The sequence below is a fragment of the bacterium genome (assembly GCA_031082185.1).
GTDB lineage: Bacteria > Sysuimicrobiota > Sysuimicrobiia > Sysuimicrobiales > Humicultoraceae > VGFA01.
Genome location: JAVHLI010000016.1, coordinates 1 through 17,607, shown reverse-complemented (window position 1 = coordinate 17,607; position 17,607 = coordinate 1). Strand labels below are relative to the sequence as shown.

The following is a 17,607-nucleotide window of genomic DNA, read 5'->3' as shown; positions in this document are numbered from 1 at the left end:
GCCGCCCCGACCTCAGGTCAGCCGCTCGATGCGGGGCCTGAGCCCTGCACGCCGGATCCAATCGAGGTAGTCTGCGGGGCCGAGCCGCTCTGGGCGCAGGCCCGAAAGCGCGACCACAATCGCCTCCAGGACGTTGGTGGCAAAGGAACGTCCGTCCATCTCGGGCGTCGTGGTCACCAGCAGCGCGGCGCGCCTGCGCCGAAATGCCTCGACTCCGGCCGCGGTGATGGTATTTGTGATGATCGTCTTCCCGGTCAGGTCGTCAGGCATGAACCGCTGGATGAGATGGGAATCGCCGGCGATGACCTCGGCCCACCGGTAGGCCCGTCCGAACCTGGGTGTCACCTGGTCCTGCTTCTTGCCCGTCGGGTAGAGCCACGTAAACGGCCCCCGGGTAAGTACGGGTAGCAGGACCGCCGCCAGCACCCTGATGGTCACGAGCCCGCGCAGGCCGACTGGAACGCCCAATCCAAACATCAAATCACCAAGGACCAGGTCCGCTCCTACCTCCACAAGCGCCTCCGCCATGCCGTACCTGTCCACCGATGCCACCAGAAGCACGCGCCTGCCCCGCAGCGTAAGCCCGGCCTCCTCGGGAAGGATGTGCCGGATCAGGTGGCGCTCCCAACTGTCCTTGATGCCGCCCCCGTCCACCACGGGCGTGCGCATTCCCGCGACCGCACGCACGGCATCGCGGATGTAGTACTTGCGGCGGCCCGCCACGAGGGCCAGGTTGATCCCGCCGATGCCGATGGCATCTACCTTGCCGTCCAGCTCGCGTATCTTCTGGCAGAACAGCCGGTAGTCGCCGCCGGTGCCTATCCGCTCGATTATGAACGGGTGGCCCAGGAGCACGGTCTCGACCCGGTGATCCCCGCTGCTGGAGCCGAGGCTGATGCTGACCACGTGTCGTTCGGGCTTCATAAGAAGGATTGGTTTGACACGGACGCGGCGTTTCCTGTTACCCTGACGGATCCAGCGGCCACCACCTGCCGGATGGCACCGTCGGCCGTGCGTACCCTCAGGGCGCCCTCCCGGTCGATCCCTTCCGCGACGCCCTCGATCACCTGATCCGAATGCAGTACGGCAACCGGCTTCCCGCGCAGCAGGTCGCGGGAGCCCCAGGCGTCGCTCACGGCGTCCCCACCGGCGGCCCACGCGGAGTAGCAGTCTGCCAGGCGGGCGAGCAGTGCCTCGAGCACCGCACGCCTCTCGATGGGACGGCCGGCGATCAGGTGGAGCGACCCGGCGATTGCGGCCACCTCCGGGGGCATCGCCTGCAATTCGATGCCCACGTTTATCCCAATTCCGGCCACCACAGCCGCGCCTGTGGCCTCGAGCAGGATCCCCGCCACCTTCCTGCCCGCGATCTCGACGTCGTTGGGCCAGCGTATCCCTGCCGCCTCCGGGACGAACTGCTCGACCGTCTGGGCGACCGCCACGGCCACGGCCAGACTGAGGAGACCCTGCGGCGAGTCCGCGGACGGGTACAGGAGGACCGAGCACCACAGCCCGCCCGCGGGCGAGGCCCATGCCCGCCCCTGTCGTCCGCGCCCGCGCGTCTGCCGGTCCGCCACCACAACGGCGCCTTCCGGACACCCGGCACCCACCAGCAGCCGCGCCATGTCATTGGTGGACCCCAGTTCGCCTACCCATACCAGGGGCCGTCCCAGGCGGGCGGTCACGACCGCGCATCGCCCAGGGGGAAGAGAGACGAGAGCCGCTGCTGCATCTGGACGATCAGTTCGTCGATCTGGTCCAGGGCGAGCGAGGCGGCGTCCACTTCCAACACCGGACACAGGGTGAAGCGCGCGACCCACTCCTCGTAGCGCTCGTTGAGCTGGGCCAGGTAGTCGGAGGGGATTTGCCGTTCGTAGTCGCGCGAGCGGGCCCTGATGCGCTCCAGCAGCACCTCCACCGGCGCGCGCAGGTAGATCACCAGGTCGGGAGGCCGGAGGAACCCCACCATTGTCTGGAACAGGTCGTGGTAGGCCCGAAAATCGCGCTCGTCCATCAGCCCCTGCAAATAGAGGTTGCGGGCGAAGATCTCCACATCCTCGTAGATCGTGCGATCCTGAATCACGGCGTGCCCTGCCTGCAGGATCTCCTGGTGGTGCCGGAACCGGCGCGAAAGGAAGAACACCTGTAGGTGGAAGCTCCACCGGGCCATTTCTGCGTAGAAGTCCGGCAGATACGGGTTCTCGTCCACCACCTCGTAGTAGGGCTGCCATCCCAGCCGCTGGCAGAGCAGCGTGGTCAGGGTGGACTTCCCCGAACCGATGTTGCCGCTCATCGCCACAAACCACTTCACGCCCGCACCTCGGCGACGGCGCCGGCGACCCGTGCCAGCCCGGCCTCGTGCAGCAGATCCAGGGCATCGGTGTCTACCGTTATCACCGGCGCCCCGTCGAACCGCTCGAAGTATGAGTCGTATGCCTCGGCCAGGCGCGCCAGGTAGGCGGGGCCGAGAGCGCGCTCGAAAGGCCGTCCCCGAGCGGCGATGCGCCGAAGCAGCGTGTCCTGCGTGGCCCTCAGGTAGACCACCACATCGGGGGCCGGCACCTGCGGGGCGATTAGCTCGTAGACGGTCTCGTAGAGCACGAGCTCGGGGGCATCCAGTGTCAGCGAGGCGAACAGCCGGTCCTTGGCAAACATGTAATCGGAAACCACTACCCCTCCGGCGGCGAGCCGGCACAGCGCGGAGCGCTGCTGGCGGTGGCGGCTGAGAAGGAAGAACAACTGGGTCGGGAACGCCCGGCCGCGGATGTCCTGGTAGAAACCGTGCAGGAAGGGGTTCTCCTCCACAACCTCCAGGAGCAACTCGGCGCCCATGCGCCCTGCCAGACGCCGGGCCAGCGTGGTTTTACCGACCCCGATGGGCCCTTCCACGGCGATCAGCCGGCCGCGCGGCTCTGGGGGAAGCAGGGCGTGCTGCCGCGCCCTCGGCAGGCTGGTCCGGATGGTCATTGGACCACCACGCGGCCGCGCTTGATCACCGTGCTCACGATCGGCGCGCCGATGTGCATGGCCAGCTCCCGGTAGTCGGAAACCTCCAGAACGAGCATGTCGGCCGACTTGCCGGCCTCCAGGCTCCCAACATCGCAGGCCCTGCCGACCGCCCAAGCCGCGTTGATCGTGGCAGCCGCTACCGCCTCGGCGGGAAGCATCTTCATGCCGACGCAGGCCAGGGAGATCACCGCGGGCATCGCCCACGTCGGTGACGATCCCGGGTTGAAGTCGCTCGCCAGGGCCACCGGCACGCCCATCTCGATCATCCGGCGGGCGCCGGCGTAGGGCAACCCCAGGAAGAACGCGGTGGTCGGCAGCAGGACGGCCACCGTGCCTCTGTGGGCCATCGCCGCAAGGCCGTCCTCCGAGGAGTAGAGTAGGTGGTCCGCCGATATCGCTCCCACCTCTGCCGCCAGGGCTGCGCCGCCCTGGTCGGAGAGCTCGTCCGCGTGGAGCTTGGGAACCAGCCCCATCTCGGCGCCTGCTCTCAACACGGCCCGCGCCTGGTCGGGCGTAAACGCGCCCTCGTCGCAGAACACGTCGCAGAACTCCGCCAGGTCCTCCCCTGCGACCGCCGGCAGGATCTGCCCGATAATCGCCGCGACGTACCCGTCGGGATCCCCGTGGAACTCCACAGGCACTGCATGGGCCGCGAGAACCGTGGCGATCAGCTCCACTTGGTGCATTTGGGACAGCCGCCGGATCGCGCGCAATTGCCTGACCTCATCAGACACCGACAGCCCGTACCCGCTCTTGACCTCGGCGGTGGTCGTGCCACACCGTAGCATTCGGTCCAGTCGCGCCATGCCGAGCCGCACCAGTGTCTCTTCGTCGGCGATCCTCGTCGCGGCGACGGTGCGCAGAATGCCGCCTCCGGCTGCCGCGATCTCCTGGTAGGTCGCCCCGCGCAGTCGCATCTCGAACTCGTCCGCCCGATCTCCGGCGAAGACCAGGTGCGTGTGCGGATCCACGAATCCCGGGAGCACCACGCACCCCCGTGCGTCCACGACGGTGGATGAGGGTTCGAGCCGAACGAGGTCGCGCACCTGCGACGTGGGGCCGACCGCCACGATCCGGCCTTCGGATGCGGCCACTGCTCCGTCCGCTATCAGGCCAAGATCCAGCAGCGCCCCGCCGGTGCGCGGACCGTCCTGGTAACCCGCGAGCGTGATCAGTTCCGCGGCATGCTCGACGATAAGGTCGGCGGAGCGCATCAGACCGTCTACTCCAGCAGGCGAACCTCTAGTATCTGCCCGCGATCGAAGCTGTGCATGCGGAGGTGGGTTCGGGCCGCGTCCACGATGGCGTCCAGCGGTACGAGCCCCACGACCTCGCTTTCCGCAACCTCAACGCCGTACCTCTCCGCTTCCACGCGCACGAGGTCGAAGATCCTGGCCATCGGGGTCTTGGACGCGTCCAGGATGTTGATCGTGACCTGTGCCAGACCGGACGCCGCCATAACACCCAGCGCCTGGACGTTGACCAGCCCGCCGCTGGACCCCCGCACGGCGCGCGCCACGGCGCGCGCGATCTTCACGTCGGTGGTGCGGAGGTTGATGTTGTACGCGATAAGCGGAAATCGGGCGCCCACGACAACTGCGCCCGCGCTGGGGTGCGGATGGGGATCGCCGACGTCGGGCGCCCAGCCGTCCCGTAGCATCTTCTCCGCCAGCCCCTCGAACTCGCCCTGGCGAATATCGGGCAGGCGGACTCGGTGCGCCGCGGTCGCCGCAGCGGCGTACAGGTAGACCGGAAGCCGCAGCGCGGCCCAGATCTGCTCGCCGAGCCGGCGTGCGAGACCGACGCACTCCTCAATCGTGGTCTCGCCCAGAGGCACGAACGGGATCACGTCAACTGCGCCCACGCGCGGGTGTTCCCCATGGTGGTCGCGCAGGTCAATCAGCTCCACCGCCTTCCCGACCAGCGCCAGGGCCGCCTGCGCCACGGCCTCACCTTCCCCTGCAAAGGTGATCACGGTCCGGTTGTGGCTCTCGTCCGACTGGACGTTGAGAACCCTCACCCCTGGGGTTTGGCGCACCGCGTCTACCACCGCGTCAATGACCTCGCGCCGCCGCCCCTCGCTGATGTTTGGCACGCACTCGACCAGCCGCCCGATCACTCAGTCACCTCCCGGCGTCATCTAGCTAGATGCTTCGTCGTGCCGGCAGGTTCTCCTAGACCCAACGGCCAATTGATAGGTAAGCTCCGATGCCGTCCCCTGGTCCCGACCGACACAACAACCGCTCCCAGAAGCTGGCAAGGCTCAGCCGGCTGGCAGCCCTCGTGCTGCGCCACCGCCCCGACGAGCTCGGCCTCACGCTGGACAGCGGCGGCTTCGTGCAGGTGGAGGCGCTTGCCCAGGCGCTGAGCACGCAGCGGGGATGGGAGTCCCTGTGCACGGATGACGTTGTCGCGCTGGCGGCGGCCGATCCAAGGCGGTATGAACTGAGCGACGGCCGGATCCGCGCTCGATACGGCCACACCGTCACGATTGAGCAACCGGGAGAGGCGGCGCTGCCCCCGGAGTGGCTGTACCTGGGCGCATCCGCAGACGATGCCGACACGCTGCGCGAGACCGGCCTGCGGCCCAGGGACCGCAAACTAGTGCATCTTGCCACGACGCCTCAGGCCGCAGCCGAGGTGGCGCGGCGGCATCTGAGCGATCCGGTTGTGGTGGTGGTCTTTAGCCGGCGGGCGCATGCTGCCGGGATAGAGTTCTGGCGGGCTGGAGCCGCCCTGTTTCTAGCGCGGGGCGTATCTGCCCCGTTTATCCTGATCTAGACGTCCATGGGCGGGAGGCCCTCGCCCTCCTCCACCCGCGAGAAATGGATCACGGTGACCTCGTCATCGAGCGTCACCGGACGGCCGTAGATCTTGGAAAGGAACTCCACCAGGTCCTCGTGCCGCCGCAGCTGCGGGTTGTCCCGCTCGATCTCGCGCGGCGTGACCTCGGCAAGCCGCTTCAGCTCAACCCGGTCAATGACGGCCGAGAAAATCTTGCGGCGGGTGCCGAACCTGCGCCCAACCGTGATCCAGACCACCTGGCCGTCGCAGTATTTGTCGCTCTTGTCGCCCAGCCGGATCGTCGCCGTCTTTACCCCGTGGCGCAGGGCATCGACGAAAACGGTTGAGTAGAAGTTCAGCGCAAGCATTAGGACCTCCGTGGCAGAACAACGGTCTCTGGCAGATTCCCCTTCGGTCGGGCGACTCCTGCCGCGGGCTAGGAGGCGCCGGGCAGCCGCAGCCCCCACCGATCGGCAGCGGCCAGCGCCGCGGGGTAGCCGGCGTCGGCGTGACGCAGAATCCCGGTACCCGGATCGGTGGTCAGCACCCGCTCAAGCTTCTGCGCGGCCAGGTCGGTGCCGTCGGCCACGCTGACCTGTCCGGCGTGGATCGAGTAGCCGATGCCCACTCCCCCGCCGTGGTGCACCGAGACCCATGTCGCGCCCGCGCAGGTGTTCACCAGCGCGTTCAGAATCGGCCAGTCGGCGATGGCATCCGAGCCATCCAGCATCCCTTCGGTCTCGCGCAGCGGCGAGGCGACCGAACCCGCGTCCAGGTGATCGCGCCCGATGACGATCGGGGCGGCCACCCGGCCGGTCCGAACCAGCTCGTTGAACACTAGACCCGCCTGCGCACGCTCTCCGTATCCCAGCCAGCAGATCCGCGCCGGCAAACCCTGGAACGGCACGCGCTCCGCGGCAAGGCGGATCCAGCGCGCGAGCCCCTGATTGTCGGGAAACAGCGCAAGGACGGCGGCGTCCGTGGCCGCGATATCCGCGGGTTCACCCGAGATCGCCACCCAGCGGAACGGTCCCTTTCCCTCGCAGAACAGGGGGCGGACATAGGCCTGTACGAATCCCGGGTAGGCGAAGGCGTCCGCAAAGCCACCCTCGCGGGCGCCTCCGCGGAGGTTGTTGCCGTAGTCGAAGACCACCGCGCCGGACCGCAGCAGGCCTACCATCGCCTCACAGTGGCGGGCCATCGAGGCCCGCGACCGAGCAACGTAGCCCGCGGGATCCTGCCGTCGCAGTCCTGGCGCCTCCTCGGCGCTCACCCCGGAAGGGATGTACCCCTCCAGTGGGTCGTGCGCAGAGGTTTGGTCGGTCACCACATCCACGACCACCCCGCGCCGGACGACCTCGGGCAGGATCTCGCTGGCGTTGCCCAGCAGGGCTACCGACAGGGGCTTCCCGGCTTCCTTTGCTTCACCGCACCAGCGCAGCGCCTCGTCCAGCAAGTCCGTCGTCCGGTCCACCCAACCCTGCGACTTGCGCCTGTGAATCCGGGACGGATCGGCCTCGATAACGAGCGCCACGCCCTCGTTCATCGTGACGGCCATCGGCTGAGCCCCACCCATGCCCCCAAGCCCGGCAGTCAGGACCAGCCGGCCGCGCAGCGACCCCCCGAAATGCTGGCGCGCAATCTCAGCGAACGTCTCGTAGGTGCCCTGCAGGATGCCCTGCGTCCCTATGTAGATCCAAGAGCCGGCGGTCATCTGCCCGTACATCGTCAGGCCCTGGGCTTCGTACTCCCAGAACCGCTCCCAGGTGGCCCATGCCGGAACCAGCATAGCGTTGCTGATCACCACACGGGGCGCCCAGGGGTGCGTGCGGAAGGAGCCCACGGGCTTGCCCGACTGCACCAGCAGCGTCTCGTCGTCGCCCAGCGCGCGCAGGGCAGAGGTCAGCGCGTCAAACGCCGCCCAGTTCCGTGCTGCCTTCCCGGTTCCGCCGTAGACGATCAGGTCGTCCGGCTTCTCGGCCACCTCGGGATCCAGGTTGTTCATCAGCATGCGCAGCGCCGCTTCCTGTGGCCACCCACGGCAGGAGAGCGAGGTGCCGCGCGGCGCGCGGATGACACGCTTCACCGAAGCACCCCGACTGCGCGTTCAACCGCCTCCAGGAGGCGCCCGCTGCGCACGAGCTCCGTGGCCGCCTCGATATCCGGGGCCAGCACGCGGTCGTCGTCGAGCGCAGGAACGGTCTCCCGCAACACGGCGTGGCCGGCTGCGGTACCAAGTCCCATCTCCGCGGCGCCGCGGAACTCGAGGGCCTGGGCCGCGCACAGCAGCTCGATCGCCACAACCTGCTCGAGATGGGCCACCACCGTGGCCGCCTTGCGTGCGGCGGTGGCACCCATGCTTACGTGGTCTTCCTGATTCGCGGAGGTCGGAATGCTGTCGGCGCTGGCCGGGTGGGCCAGCACCTTGTTCTCGGAGGCCAGCGCAGCGGCCGTGTACTGGACCAGCATCAACCCGGAGCGAAGGCCGCCGTCCGTGGAAAGGAACGCGGGCAGGCCGCTCAGCGCCGGGTTCAGCAGCCGTTCCACCCTTCGCTCGCACATCGTGCCCAGACCGGCCAGCGCCACGGCCAGGAAGTCCATCGCCACCGCCACCGGCTGGCCGTGGAAGTTGCCGCCCGAGAGAACCAGATCCTCCTCCGGGAACAGGAGCGGGTTATCGGTTACCGCGTTCAGCTCTACCCCCACCACGCCGGCGGCGTAGCTGACTGCGTCGCGCACCGCCCCGTGCACCTGGGGGAGACACCGCAGACTGTAGGCATCCTGGACGCGCGTCGGAACGCTGTCCACCAGCGCGCTTCCCGCGATCACGTGTCGTACGTTCTCCGCGCTGGCCTGCTGTCCGGGATGAGGGCGCAACTGATGGAGCCTTGGATGAAGCGCCGCCGAGCAGCCCCGCAGGGCCTCCAGTGTCATGGCACCCACGGCATCGGCCGTGGCGCAGAGCCGGAGTGCACGGTGGACGGTCAGAGATCCCCAACCGGTCATGTACTGCGTGCCGTTTACCAGGGCCACCCCTTCCTTCGCGCGAAGGCAAAGCGGCCGCAGTCCGTTCCTCTCGAGCGCGACCCTCGCGGCAAGGCGCTCGCCCTCCACGAAGACCTCGCCCTCGCCGATCAGCGCAAGCGCCAGGTGCGCCAAGGGCGCCAGGTCGCCGCTGGCGCCGACCGATCCCTGCTCGGGAACGATGGGGTGGATGCGGCGGTTGAGGAACGCAGCCAGCAGGTCCACCACCTCCGGCCGGACGCCCGAGTGTCCCAGTGCCAAACCGTGCGCACGCAGCAGCATCATGGCCCGCACCACGCCGGTCGGGGCAGGCGACCCAACGCCTGCGGCGTGGCTGCGGACGATGTTGAGCTGCAGGCGGTCGGCGTCCTCGCGTGAAACGGGAACCGAGGCCAGTTTCCCGACGCCCGTGGTGATGGCGTAGACCGGTAGGCCCGCATCAACAATGCGGTCAACCTGAGCACGGGCCTTGCCAAGGGCTTCCCGTGCGCCCTCCGGCACCTCTACCTGCGCGCGGCCCTCGGCCACGGCGACGACGTCGCCGATGGTCAGCGTCTCCCCCAGGCGGACGAGCACGCGGGTCGCTCCGCTAGTCCTTCAACCTTTCGTCCATGAAGGTGATCGATATCTTATCCTTGCCGCGGACCGCCTCGGCAACCGCCAGCGTCTTACCCTGGTTCACGAGGACCGCGTTCACCTGACCGTACTCGCGCATCTGCATCAGGACGGCCTGCGTGGCCAGCGTCGCCTCGGCCTCCATCAGTTCGCGCAGGTCCTTCTTGGGCTTCCCCGGCTTGAAGAGAACCGAGTCGAAGGTCACCGTAACCGTCTTCTTCTCCTGATCCACCTTCACGTCTCGAACGGTCTCAGAGCCGACGATGTTCTCAACCAGGTTCTTGGCGATGACCTCAGGCGAAGGGGGAAGGCGCCTGGCCGCCTCGTCCCTGCGGTACTTCACATCCCAGGCGTACATCCCGGCCGCCACCACGACGGCCACGCCTATGTAGATCAAGATGGGTACCAGATTGATGCCGGTCTTGCGCGCAAGGTTCTTGGGCCGCATGCTCACGCCTGACACCTCCGTAGGTAGACCAGCAGTCTATTCCACCCCAAGACCCGACTCCCTGCTGCGCGAGCCCGCGGGGCCGCTCTACCGGGAGGGTGAACCGGCGCGCACCACCGGCCGCAGGAGCGGGACCGCCGCCAGGATCACGGCCACGTCAATTGCCACCTCGGCCAGCAGGCCGATCGAGAAGATCGTCACAGCAACCTGCGAGGCAGGGATCAGTCCCACCAGTATGAAGGCCACGATGTTGAGAGCGTGGCCGACGATGATCGTCAGCGCGCCCAGGATCAGGTGTCGCCGGCCCGCCAGGCCGGCTGCAAACCCCATGACCACGTGCGGAACGATGGCGGCCCACTCGAAGGGGTTCCCCGCAGGGCTGAGGGCATTTACGAGGGTACCTATCAGCCCGACGGACGCCCCGGCCGCGGGCCCCAGGAGCATGCCCGCTATCACTACCACCACCATGTTGAGGGCCACGATGGCTCCGGGCACCATCGGGTTGGGAATGAACCGGACCACCTGCCCTACCACAACGTAGACCGCCGCAAGGACGGCCACCTGGGCCATCAACCGTGGTGACATGCTTTCCTCCTTCAAGTCCGCGTCAGGACTACCGGGCTGTAATGCGGCCGTCCAACCGAGCCGAGACAACCCCTGCGCGGCGGATCTGCTCGATGAACAGGTCGCGCAGGTCCATCTGCGTGTCCCGTCGCTGTGTTCCCAGCTTGAAGACCGAAAACCCATCCCCGCCGTCGGCCAGGAAGTCGTTGGTGGCGACCGAGTAACGCCGGGTGGGATCTACCGGCTGCCCGCCGATCCGCAACTCGACCACCCTTTGGCCGGAAGGACGGCCCCGCTCGTACGCGTAGGACATACCGGCCACCTGCGCAAAGCGCCCTGCCCCCTGCTCCACCATGCTGACGCCGTTCTCCAAGGCCTCGCGAATCTGCGCGCCGGTCAACTGGAAGGTCACGATGGTGTTGTCGAAGGCCAGCACCCGGAAGGCGTCGCCCAGGGTGATCGGCCCCTCGTTGATCGAGCCGCGGATGTTGCCGCCGTTGATGATCGCCACGTCGGTCCGTGCGAACTCCCGGACCCCGTCGGAGATCATGTTGCCCAGGTTGGTCTCCCGCGCCCTTACCGTCCCCCGCTCACCGTCGAGGAACAGCGCTGCCCGTCCGATCACCTCCGCGAACCGGGCCTGGAGCCTGTCCTCGTACTGCTTGACCAGGCCTGCCACCGCCGGTTCGGGCGCCAGAGCGCCGGTTACGGGCAGGTTGCGGGCAGATGCCCGGCGCACCTTGCCGTCCGCCACAACCAGGTCGAGGCGCCCCACGGTGGCACCCAGCCGGTGGGTCTTGACGTAGACGGTAGGCGGGTTGTCAATTGCATCCACGGGCCGGCCTCCCGCGGCGGTCAGCATGCCGTCAAAGCCATCCGTGTGGCCCCCGATGATAACGTGGATCTGGGGAACCGCGCGGGCCAGCGCCAGGTCCAGCGAGTTGCTCATGTGGGTCAGGGCTATGACCAGGTCCACGCTCCGGCCCAGGCCTCGAATCAGTCCCTGCGCGCTGCCTATCGGGTCGAAGTACTCGAGATCGCGCGAGATATTCGGGTGAATGATGTCCGCCCACTCCTCGTCAAGCGTGCTGAAGATCAGCACCCGCAGGCCGGCCACCTGCTTGATGATGAACAGCGGGGTGAGTTCCTGCCCGCGAGCGCGGAGCGAGGTGGAGATGATCGGGAACTTGGCCAGGCGCACCAGGCGACGGAAGTGCTCGACCCCGTAGTCAAACTCGTGATTGCCCGCCGCCATCGCGTCGTAGCCGATCAGGTTCATCGCCAGGATGTCCGGCTCGCCGCGGAAAACCGACGACATCGCGGTCCCCATCAGGATATCGCCGGAATCCAGGAGCAGCACGTTGGGGGCCTCGCCCCTGACCTGCGCGATCAGCGAGGCCCTGGCCGCCATTCCTCCCACGCCCTTAGCAGTAGGCGTATCGAACGGCAGGACGTTTCCGTGGTGCTCGCTGGTGTACAGGAGTGTTAGCCGGACCGCCGGGCTCTGGGCCGCGGAGGTCGCGGCCAGGACAAGAACAATCAGGCCTACGACAATGAATCGGCGCATCGCGAAGGCTCCTCTCTCATCTCATACTGGCGATCTGGGGCCGCGCAGACAGCGCGCGGCGTCACGGCCCCACGGTCAGCGCGTCGGTCGTGGTAATCGTCCCGCGATATAGAAACGCGACCTGGCGGATCGCCACCTCAAGATCGAACGGGACGATCGCCGACACCGCGTCCACGGGCAGAACCACCTTGTAGCCGTACAGCGCAGCGCTTCCGGCGGTGTGCAGGACGCAGACGTTGGCCACCGTACCGCACACTACAAGGGTCCGGATGCCGGCCGCCCGCAGCTCGTGGTCCAGCGAGGTCCCGAAGAACCCGTCGTAGCTGGGCTTCTGGACTACCCGGTCGCCGGGGGCAGGCCGCAGGGGTTCCACGATCTGCCATCCCCAGGTGCCCTCGACCGCGTGGTCGCCCCAGATCGCGAACTCAGGGTCGCCGTTGCGGTGGGTGTCCTGGGTGTAGAAGACGCGCGCGCCCGCCGCGCGGGTCCTCTCCAGCAGGCGCGCAATGGCCGGGACCGTGCCGGCGGCATCGGGGACCACCAGCGCGCCGCCGGGAGTAACGAAGTCGTTCTGCATGTCCACAACCACCAGGGCCGTCGTCGCCGGGGGTGCGACCACGGTTGCCTCCACGGTGTAGGGAGGAACCTCAACCTCGCGCGTCATGCTCTGCCTCTCTTAGTGCGACCTGCGCGCCTATCCGGACGCCTCCGGCTTCGGCTGCAACTGCGGCACCGGCGCCTCCGGCCTCAGACGCGCCGCAGGTACGGCGGATTCGGCGCGCGGCTCCAGCGGAGCGGCCGCCTCGGTCTCGGCCCGCACCAGCGGTTCACCCGCGAAGAGCCGGCTGAGATCCTCGGCTTCCAGGCTCTCGTACTCAATCAGCGCCTGTGCGATGCGGTCGAGCGCGCCCCTGTGTTCCAGGATGGCCGCGCGCGCCCGCTCATAGCATTCGTCAATGATTCGGCGAATCTCCTTGTCTATCTCGAAGGCGATCTCCTCGCTGTAGTTGCGGCTCTCCACCAGGTCGCGGCCGAGGAAGACCGGCCCGTGCCGCCTGCCCAGCGAGAGCGGGCCCAGCTTGTTGCTCATGCCGTACTCCGTGACCATCTTGCGGGCAAGCTCGGTTGCTGCCTCGAAGTCGTTCTGCGCGCCGGTGGTGACCTCGTTGAAGACTATCTCCTCTGCGACGCGCCCGCCCAATCCCACGGTGATTCGTGCCAGGATCTCCGCGCGCGTGTAGGTGTACTTGTCCTCCGGCGGCGCAAACATCACATATCCGAGCGCCATGCCGCGCGGCAGAATCGTGACCTTGTGCGGCGGGTCGGCTCCTGGGATTACCTTGGCGAGCAACACGTGGCCCGCCTCGTGATGGGCCGTCAGCTCGCGGTCCTTCGGGGACAGGATGCGGCTCCGGCGCTGGGGGCCGGCGATCACCCGGTCTATCGCCTCGTCCATCTCGGCCGCCCCGATACTCTTCTTGTCGCGCCGCGCCGCCAGCAGCGCCGCCTCGTTGACCATGTTGGCCAAATCGGCGCCGGAGAACCCGGGCGTCCGCTTGGCCAGCACGCCCAGATCCGCGTCCTCGGCGATGGGCTTGCCCTTGACGTGGACCTCGAGGATGGCGCGGCGGCCCTTGGTGTCCGGGTTGTCCACCACGATTCGCCGGTCAAACCGCCCGGGGCGCAGTAGAGCCGGGTCCAGGATGTCGGGCCGGTTCGTGGCCGCGATCACGATTATCCCGCTGTTGGGATCGAACCCATCCATCTCGACCAGGAGCTGGTTGAGCGTCTGCTCGCGCTCGTCGTGCCCGCCGCCGAGCCCTGCCCCTCGCTGGCGACCCACCGCGTCTATCTCGTCAATGAAGACCAGGCACGGCACGCTCTTCTTGGCCTGGTCGAAGAGGTCGCGCACTCGGGAGGCGCCGACGCCGACGAACATCTCGACGAATTCCGAGCCGGAGATCGAGAAGAACGGAACCTCGGCCTCGCCGGCGATCGCCTTGGCCAGCAGCGTCTTGCCCGAGCCCGGCGGGCCCACCAGCAGCACGCCACGCGGTATCTTGGCGCCCAGCGCCTGGAACTTCTTGGGGTACTTAAGGAACTCGATGATCTCCTGGAGCTCTTCCTTGGCTTCCTCCACGCCGGCCACGTCGCTGAAGGTGACCTTGGGTTTGCCCTCGGTGTGCAGCCGGGCCCGGCTCTTTCCAAACGACATCGCCTGGTTGCTGCCCGACTGCGCCTGTCGCAGCATCAGCATCCAGAGACCCACCAGCAGCAGGATCGGCAGCATCGTGGACAGCAGGGTCGGCCACAGTGCCGAGCGAGAGCGGGGCTCGACCTTGATCACAACCCCCCGGGCCTTCAGCAGGTCTATGTAGGACGTGTCGCCCTGCGGCACGTAGACGGTGAACTGCTGGCCGTTCTTCAGCTTCCCTACGACGACCCCGTCCCCAATCTCGGCCTGGCTCACCTGCCCGGACTGCACCTGGTCAATGAAGACGCTGTAGGACATCTCCTCGCGCGGGGTGCGGCGCCAGAGTTGCAGGGCAAAGGGGAACGCGACCGCCAGGATCACGGCCCAAACGATTAGACTGCGCATGTACCGGTTCGTCACTGCCAGCACTTCCTCCGACGCGGTGCCGCTGAAACGGCGCGGCGCCGCGTCTCTATTGTAACATCCGGCGGGGGCCGGTGCCGCGTGCGCGCTCGATCACGACGCGGCCTCCCCTGCGCTCCGCGCGCAGCCCGGGCAGGTCCGCCAGCTCCCCGGACCGCCCGCTTTCGGCCATCGCGCGGATCCGCTCTATATGGACGAACTTCACGTCCCGAATCTTCCCGCCGGCCTCGCACAGAGCCCGGTGCGCCACACGGCGTTGCAGGGCCACGGGCAACGCGGCGAACTGCGCGGCGTCAATCGCAATGACACCCGCCCGGCGCCTGAGCGCCTTTGAACCGGCCTCTTCTGAGAGGCGGTCCATCAGGGCCGCATCATCGGCCGCCTGCTCTGCCAGACGCCGCAGCACGGCCTTGACACCCGGGTTATACCCCGACAGGTGGGGGATCAAGTCCATGCGGATGCGGTTCCGAAGCGGCCCGCGCAGCCGGTTTGTCGGGTCGGTCCTGCAGGGCACGCCTTCGGCCCCCAGGTAGGCGACGATCTCATGGCGCCACAGATCCAACAGGGGCCTGATCACACGCAGCCCATCGTGCTGCCTGGTGGCCGGCATACCTGCGAGCCCATCGGCGCTTGCCCCCCGAAGCAGCCAGAGCAGCACGGTTTCTACCTGATCGTCGGCCGTGTGCGCCAGGGCCAGGTGCGAGGCACCGATGCGCCTGGCGACCCGCGCCAGCGCACCGTACCGCACTGCCCTTGCGGCTTCCTCAAGCGTAAGACGGTGCCGTCGCGCCCAGGATCTCGCGTTTGCGCGGACGGACGATACCGGGATTCCCCAGGCCCGCGCTGTGCGCCGGACGAAAGCGGCATGCTCGCTGCCGGCTCGATGGATGCCGTGGTCTACCGTGACCACGTGCAGCCGCAGGGAGAGCTCGTCGCGCAGGCGCAACAGGAGGTGCAGCAGCGCCATAGAGTCCGGCCCGCCCGAGACCGCCACGACCACCGTCTCGCCGCCGGAAAGCATGCGGTGACGCCGGAGCGTCTGGCGCACGCGGTGGCGCATCCGGAGTGTCTGCGCGCGGGTCATCTGGCCGGTACCCCTCGGATTCCCCATAATAGCGCAACACGGCGGTCCCTCTGGAACCGCCGGTTCAACGTGGTGGCGGCGGGGAGACTCGAACTCCCGACTCCGCGGGTATGAACCGCGTGCTCTAACCAACTGAGCTACACCGCCACAACTACCCTTGATTATACCCTGGGCCCCAGCACGAGTCCACGCCCGGGCGGCAGAACAGCACCACAGCAGGAGGAAACGCGCCCCGCTGCATACAAGCATCTACCCATGAGGAAACCTGCCGTGTCTGCTCTCTGCCCCCGCGCGCTTCTGGGCGCACTGGTGCTTGTTGTGCTGCTGGCGGGATGCGGCTCCATCGGAGGCCTGACAGGCCTGCCCAATCCCGGCGTCTCCGAGAACACACCGCCGGCCGTCACGTCGGTGGTGCCTGCAGCGGACGCCGTGGCTCCATCGGATACGCCCATCACCGCAACCTTCAACAAGGCCATGAGCCCTGATACGCTCGAGGTCAAGGCAGAGCCTTCTCTAACCTTCGGGCCCGCGCAGTGGTCAGACGACGCCAAGACGGTCACCGTTCGGCCCAACCCTCCTCTGACTCCAGGGGTCCGGTACACGGTGCGGCTCCGGGCCAGGGACCGCCAGGGCAACCAGATGGCCTCGGACTACACCTGGAGCTTCTCGGCCACGGCGCCCACGGGCGTGGCCGGCGAAGGTCGGCTCCGCCTGGCCGAGCGGATAGACGTCGGCCTGGACGCCCGGGTGTTCACCCTTTTTGCGGCACTCCTGGCCGCCACGCCCGACGCCCCTCCCGGGGAACCCGGAACGGTGCGCGCCGCGGTGCGCACCAGGCTCGCCGGGCTGCCGGCAGGTACGGTTGATCCGGTCCGGCGGTTTATGGCAGAGCGGCCGGTCACGCTCGAGCAGTACGTGGCCGCCGCGCTGCTGCTGACAAACCCGCCCGAGCTGCGGGAGCCGGCCCCTGGACCTGCTCCTGCCACTTCGGGGGGATTGACCGGCCTCGGACCGGTGCTGGCGCAGTTCCATGCCCAGGCAGGACTGGCGGACCTGTGGAAGGCGCATGAGCGCGCCTACGCCGAAGCCCTGGAGGCCCATCGCAGGGAAGCACCGGCGCTGTTGGGCCGCGTAGCCGATTACATGAGGGTAACCGCGGTGCCGGGCGGGCGGATCACGGTGCTGCCCAGCCTGCTTGGAGCGCCCGGCCAGGGGTTCCTGGTCCGGCAGGGTGATCGCTCCTACCTTGTCGCCGGAGCGCCTGTGGGGGTGGACCGCCTTGGGCTGGTGCGGCCGTTCGTCCGGATGCTGCTCGATCCCGTCCGGGGGCAGTCCCCCGACCAGGTGCAGCGCACCGAACCGCTGTTCCTCCAGGCGCGAGAAGCAGCGGCCCGGGGTGGGTACCGTACGTGGTCCGAGGTCGTGGCCGAGAGTCTGGTCGAGGCGACGGCCATCCGGCTGGCGCTCTCCGGCGACGCCGCGGCTGCGGCCGTACGCGCGGCGTACACGCGCGGGCTGGTCCTGGTGGATCACTTCTCCGCGCAACTGACCGACTACGAACGCACGGCGACCACCCTGGTGGAGTTCTATCCCAGGATGGTCACCGCCGTGGACCTGGAGCTCGAGCTACGCCGCTGGGCGGAGCGAAAGCCGAACTAGCCCCGTTACGGCCCGCCCGTGACCGTGAGCCGAAGCCCTCTGTCTGCCAGGGCTTGTAACCTGTAGCGTTACGGGTTACACTCTGATCTGTGATCAAGAGCTTCAAGCACAGGGGGCTTGAACGGTACTTTCTCAAGGGAACGAAGGCGGGCATCCAAACCAAGCATGCAGAACGCCTCCGCCTATTGACCCTTGCATAAGTAATGGGACGATGATATCTTCCCATGCATGAGACC

Annotated in this window: 17 protein-coding genes, 1 tRNA gene and 1 pseudogene; 3 read left to right on the top strand and 16 right to left on the bottom strand. The window is 67.8% G+C overall.

Translation table 11 applies throughout. The features are described from left to right. Nucleotides 1–12: 12 nt before the first annotated feature. Genes RDU83_12335 through ftcD form a run of 6 tightly spaced genes read right to left on the bottom strand, consistent with a single transcriptional unit; the run spans nucleotide 13 to nucleotide 5,128 of the window. Nucleotides 13–924, bottom strand: coding sequence for a quinate 5-dehydrogenase (locus RDU83_12335; protein MDQ7841792.1), 912 nt, complete (start codon nucleotides 922–924; stop codon nucleotides 13–15). Beyond that, the gene (locus RDU83_12330) at nucleotides 921–1,685 is read right to left on the bottom strand and encodes a biotin--[acetyl-CoA-carboxylase] ligase (GenBank protein MDQ7841791.1); all 765 of its coding nucleotides are present in this window, start codon (nucleotides 1,683–1,685) and stop codon (nucleotides 921–923) included. The genes RDU83_12335 and RDU83_12330 overlap by 4 nt, the downstream gene beginning before the upstream one ends. Next, nucleotides 1,682–2,311, bottom strand: coding sequence for a deoxynucleoside kinase (locus RDU83_12325; protein MDQ7841790.1), 630 nt, complete (start codon nucleotides 2,309–2,311; stop codon nucleotides 1,682–1,684). Before RDU83_12325 ends, RDU83_12330 begins: the two co-directional genes overlap by 4 nt. Beyond that, complete coding sequence (locus RDU83_12320) at nucleotides 2,308–2,967, bottom strand: deoxynucleoside kinase (GenBank protein ID MDQ7841789.1); 660 nt, start codon at nucleotides 2,965–2,967, stop codon at nucleotides 2,308–2,310. The genes RDU83_12325 and RDU83_12320 overlap by 4 nt, the downstream gene beginning before the upstream one ends. Next, nucleotides 2,964–4,223 carry an imidazolonepropionase gene (gene hutI / locus RDU83_12315; protein MDQ7841788.1) on the bottom strand — a complete coding sequence of 420 codons (1,260 nt, stop codon included), beginning with the start codon at nucleotides 4,221–4,223 and terminating at the stop codon, nucleotides 2,964–2,966. The genes RDU83_12320 and hutI overlap by 4 nt, the downstream gene beginning before the upstream one ends. Before the next feature lie 8 nt (nucleotides 4,224–4,231). Continuing rightward, nucleotides 4,232–5,128, bottom strand: coding sequence for a glutamate formimidoyltransferase (gene ftcD / locus RDU83_12310; protein ID MDQ7841787.1), 897 nt, complete (start codon nucleotides 5,126–5,128; stop codon nucleotides 4,232–4,234). Nucleotides 5,129–5,217: 89 nt separating this feature from the next. Here ftcD and RDU83_12305 point away from each other — a divergent pair, with 89 nt between their 5' ends. Then, entirely contained in the window at nucleotides 5,218–5,790 is a 573-nt protein-coding gene (locus RDU83_12305; protein ID MDQ7841786.1) for an RNA 2'-phosphotransferase, read from the top strand. On the opposite strand, the gene RDU83_12300 is transcribed toward RDU83_12305, so the two are convergent. From RDU83_12300 to RDU83_12255, 10 genes are all read right to left on the bottom strand, one after another. Beyond that, nucleotides 5,787–6,161, bottom strand: a complete 375-nt coding sequence (locus RDU83_12300) for an ASCH domain-containing protein (GenBank protein MDQ7841785.1) — start codon at nucleotides 6,159–6,161, stop codon at nucleotides 5,787–5,789. The two genes, RDU83_12305 and RDU83_12300, sit on opposite strands and share 4 nt — an antisense overlap. A gap of 68 nt (nucleotides 6,162–6,229) precedes the next feature. Further along, nucleotides 6,230–7,879: a urocanate hydratase gene (gene hutU / locus RDU83_12295; protein MDQ7841784.1), complete on the bottom strand. Its 1,650-nt coding sequence runs from the start codon at nucleotides 7,877–7,879 to the stop codon at nucleotides 6,230–6,232. After that, nucleotides 7,876–9,393, bottom strand: coding sequence for a histidine ammonia-lyase (gene hutH / locus RDU83_12290; protein MDQ7841783.1), 1,518 nt, complete (start codon nucleotides 9,391–9,393; stop codon nucleotides 7,876–7,878). Before hutH ends, hutU begins: the two co-directional genes overlap by 4 nt. Before the next feature lie 13 nt (nucleotides 9,394–9,406). Beyond that, nucleotides 9,407–9,886 carry a hypothetical protein gene (locus tag RDU83_12285; protein MDQ7841782.1) on the bottom strand — a complete coding sequence of 160 codons (480 nt, stop codon included), beginning with the start codon at nucleotides 9,884–9,886 and terminating at the stop codon, nucleotides 9,407–9,409. Between the two features lie 81 nt (nucleotides 9,887–9,967). Further along, a complete protein-coding gene (locus RDU83_12280) occupies nucleotides 9,968–10,465 on the bottom strand; it encodes an ECF transporter S component (GenBank protein MDQ7841781.1) in 498 nt (165 codons plus the stop codon). A 28-nt stretch (nucleotides 10,466–10,493) separates the two neighbouring features. Beyond that, nucleotides 10,494–12,011: a 5'-nucleotidase C-terminal domain-containing protein gene (locus RDU83_12275; GenBank protein MDQ7841780.1), complete on the bottom strand. Its 1,518-nt coding sequence runs from the start codon at nucleotides 12,009–12,011 to the stop codon at nucleotides 10,494–10,496. Nucleotides 12,012–12,072: 61 nt separating this feature from the next. Further along, a complete protein-coding gene (locus RDU83_12270) occupies nucleotides 12,073–12,675 on the bottom strand; it encodes an isochorismatase family cysteine hydrolase (GenBank protein MDQ7841779.1) in 603 nt (200 codons plus the stop codon). 30 nt (nucleotides 12,676–12,705) lie between these two features. Further along, nucleotides 12,706–14,625 carry an ATP-dependent zinc metalloprotease FtsH gene (gene ftsH / locus RDU83_12265; GenBank protein MDQ7841778.1) on the bottom strand — a complete coding sequence of 640 codons (1,920 nt, stop codon included), beginning with the start codon at nucleotides 14,623–14,625 and terminating at the stop codon, nucleotides 12,706–12,708. 52 nt (nucleotides 14,626–14,677) lie between these two features. Continuing rightward, complete coding sequence (tilS, locus tag RDU83_12260) at nucleotides 14,678–15,712, bottom strand: tRNA lysidine(34) synthetase TilS (GenBank protein ID MDQ7841777.1); 1,035 nt, start codon at nucleotides 15,710–15,712, stop codon at nucleotides 14,678–14,680. Between the two features lie 70 nt (nucleotides 15,713–15,782). Further along, a tRNA-Met gene (locus tag RDU83_12255) sits at nucleotides 15,783–15,859 on the bottom strand. Between the two features lie 123 nt (nucleotides 15,860–15,982). On the opposite strand from RDU83_12255, the gene RDU83_12250 reads away from it, so the two are divergent. Next, the gene (locus RDU83_12250) at nucleotides 15,983–17,371 is read left to right on the top strand and encodes an Ig-like domain-containing protein (protein MDQ7841776.1); all 1,389 of its coding nucleotides are present in this window, start codon (nucleotides 15,983–15,985) and stop codon (nucleotides 17,369–17,371) included. An 89-nt stretch (nucleotides 17,372–17,460) separates the two neighbouring features. Further along, a pseudogene (locus RDU83_12245) lies at nucleotides 17,461–17,556 on the top strand (peptidase). Nucleotides 17,557–17,607: the final 51 nt, after the last annotated feature.

Bases quoted from the DNA above. Each gene is read 5' to 3' on its own strand.
- RDU83_12335 (MDQ7841792.1), bottom strand. From the start codon at position 924: ATGAAGCCCGAACGACACGTGGTCAGCATCAGCCTCGGCTCCAGCAGC.
- RDU83_12320 (MDQ7841789.1), bottom strand. From the start codon at position 2,967: ATGACCATCCGGACCAGCCTGCCGAGGGCGCGGCAGCACGCCCTGCTT.
- hutI (MDQ7841788.1), bottom strand. From the start codon at position 4,223: ATGCGCTCCGCCGACCTTATCGTCGAGCATGCCGCGGAACTGATCACG.
- RDU83_12305 (MDQ7841786.1), top strand. From the start codon at position 5,218: ATGCCGTCCCCTGGTCCCGACCGACACAACAACCGCTCCCAGAAGCTG.
- RDU83_12300 (MDQ7841785.1), bottom strand. From the start codon at position 6,161: ATGCTTGCGCTGAACTTCTACTCAACCGTTTTCGTCGATGCCCTGCGC.
- RDU83_12280 (MDQ7841781.1), bottom strand. From the start codon at position 10,465: ATGTCACCACGGTTGATGGCCCAGGTGGCCGTCCTTGCGGCGGTCTAC.
- RDU83_12275 (MDQ7841780.1), bottom strand. From the start codon at position 12,011: ATGCGCCGATTCATTGTCGTAGGCCTGATTGTTCTTGTCCTGGCCGCG.
- RDU83_12270 (MDQ7841779.1), bottom strand. From the start codon at position 12,675: ATGACGCGCGAGGTTGAGGTTCCTCCCTACACCGTGGAGGCAACCGTG.
- tilS (MDQ7841777.1), bottom strand. From the start codon at position 15,712: ATGACCCGCGCGCAGACACTCCGGATGCGCCACCGCGTGCGCCAGACG.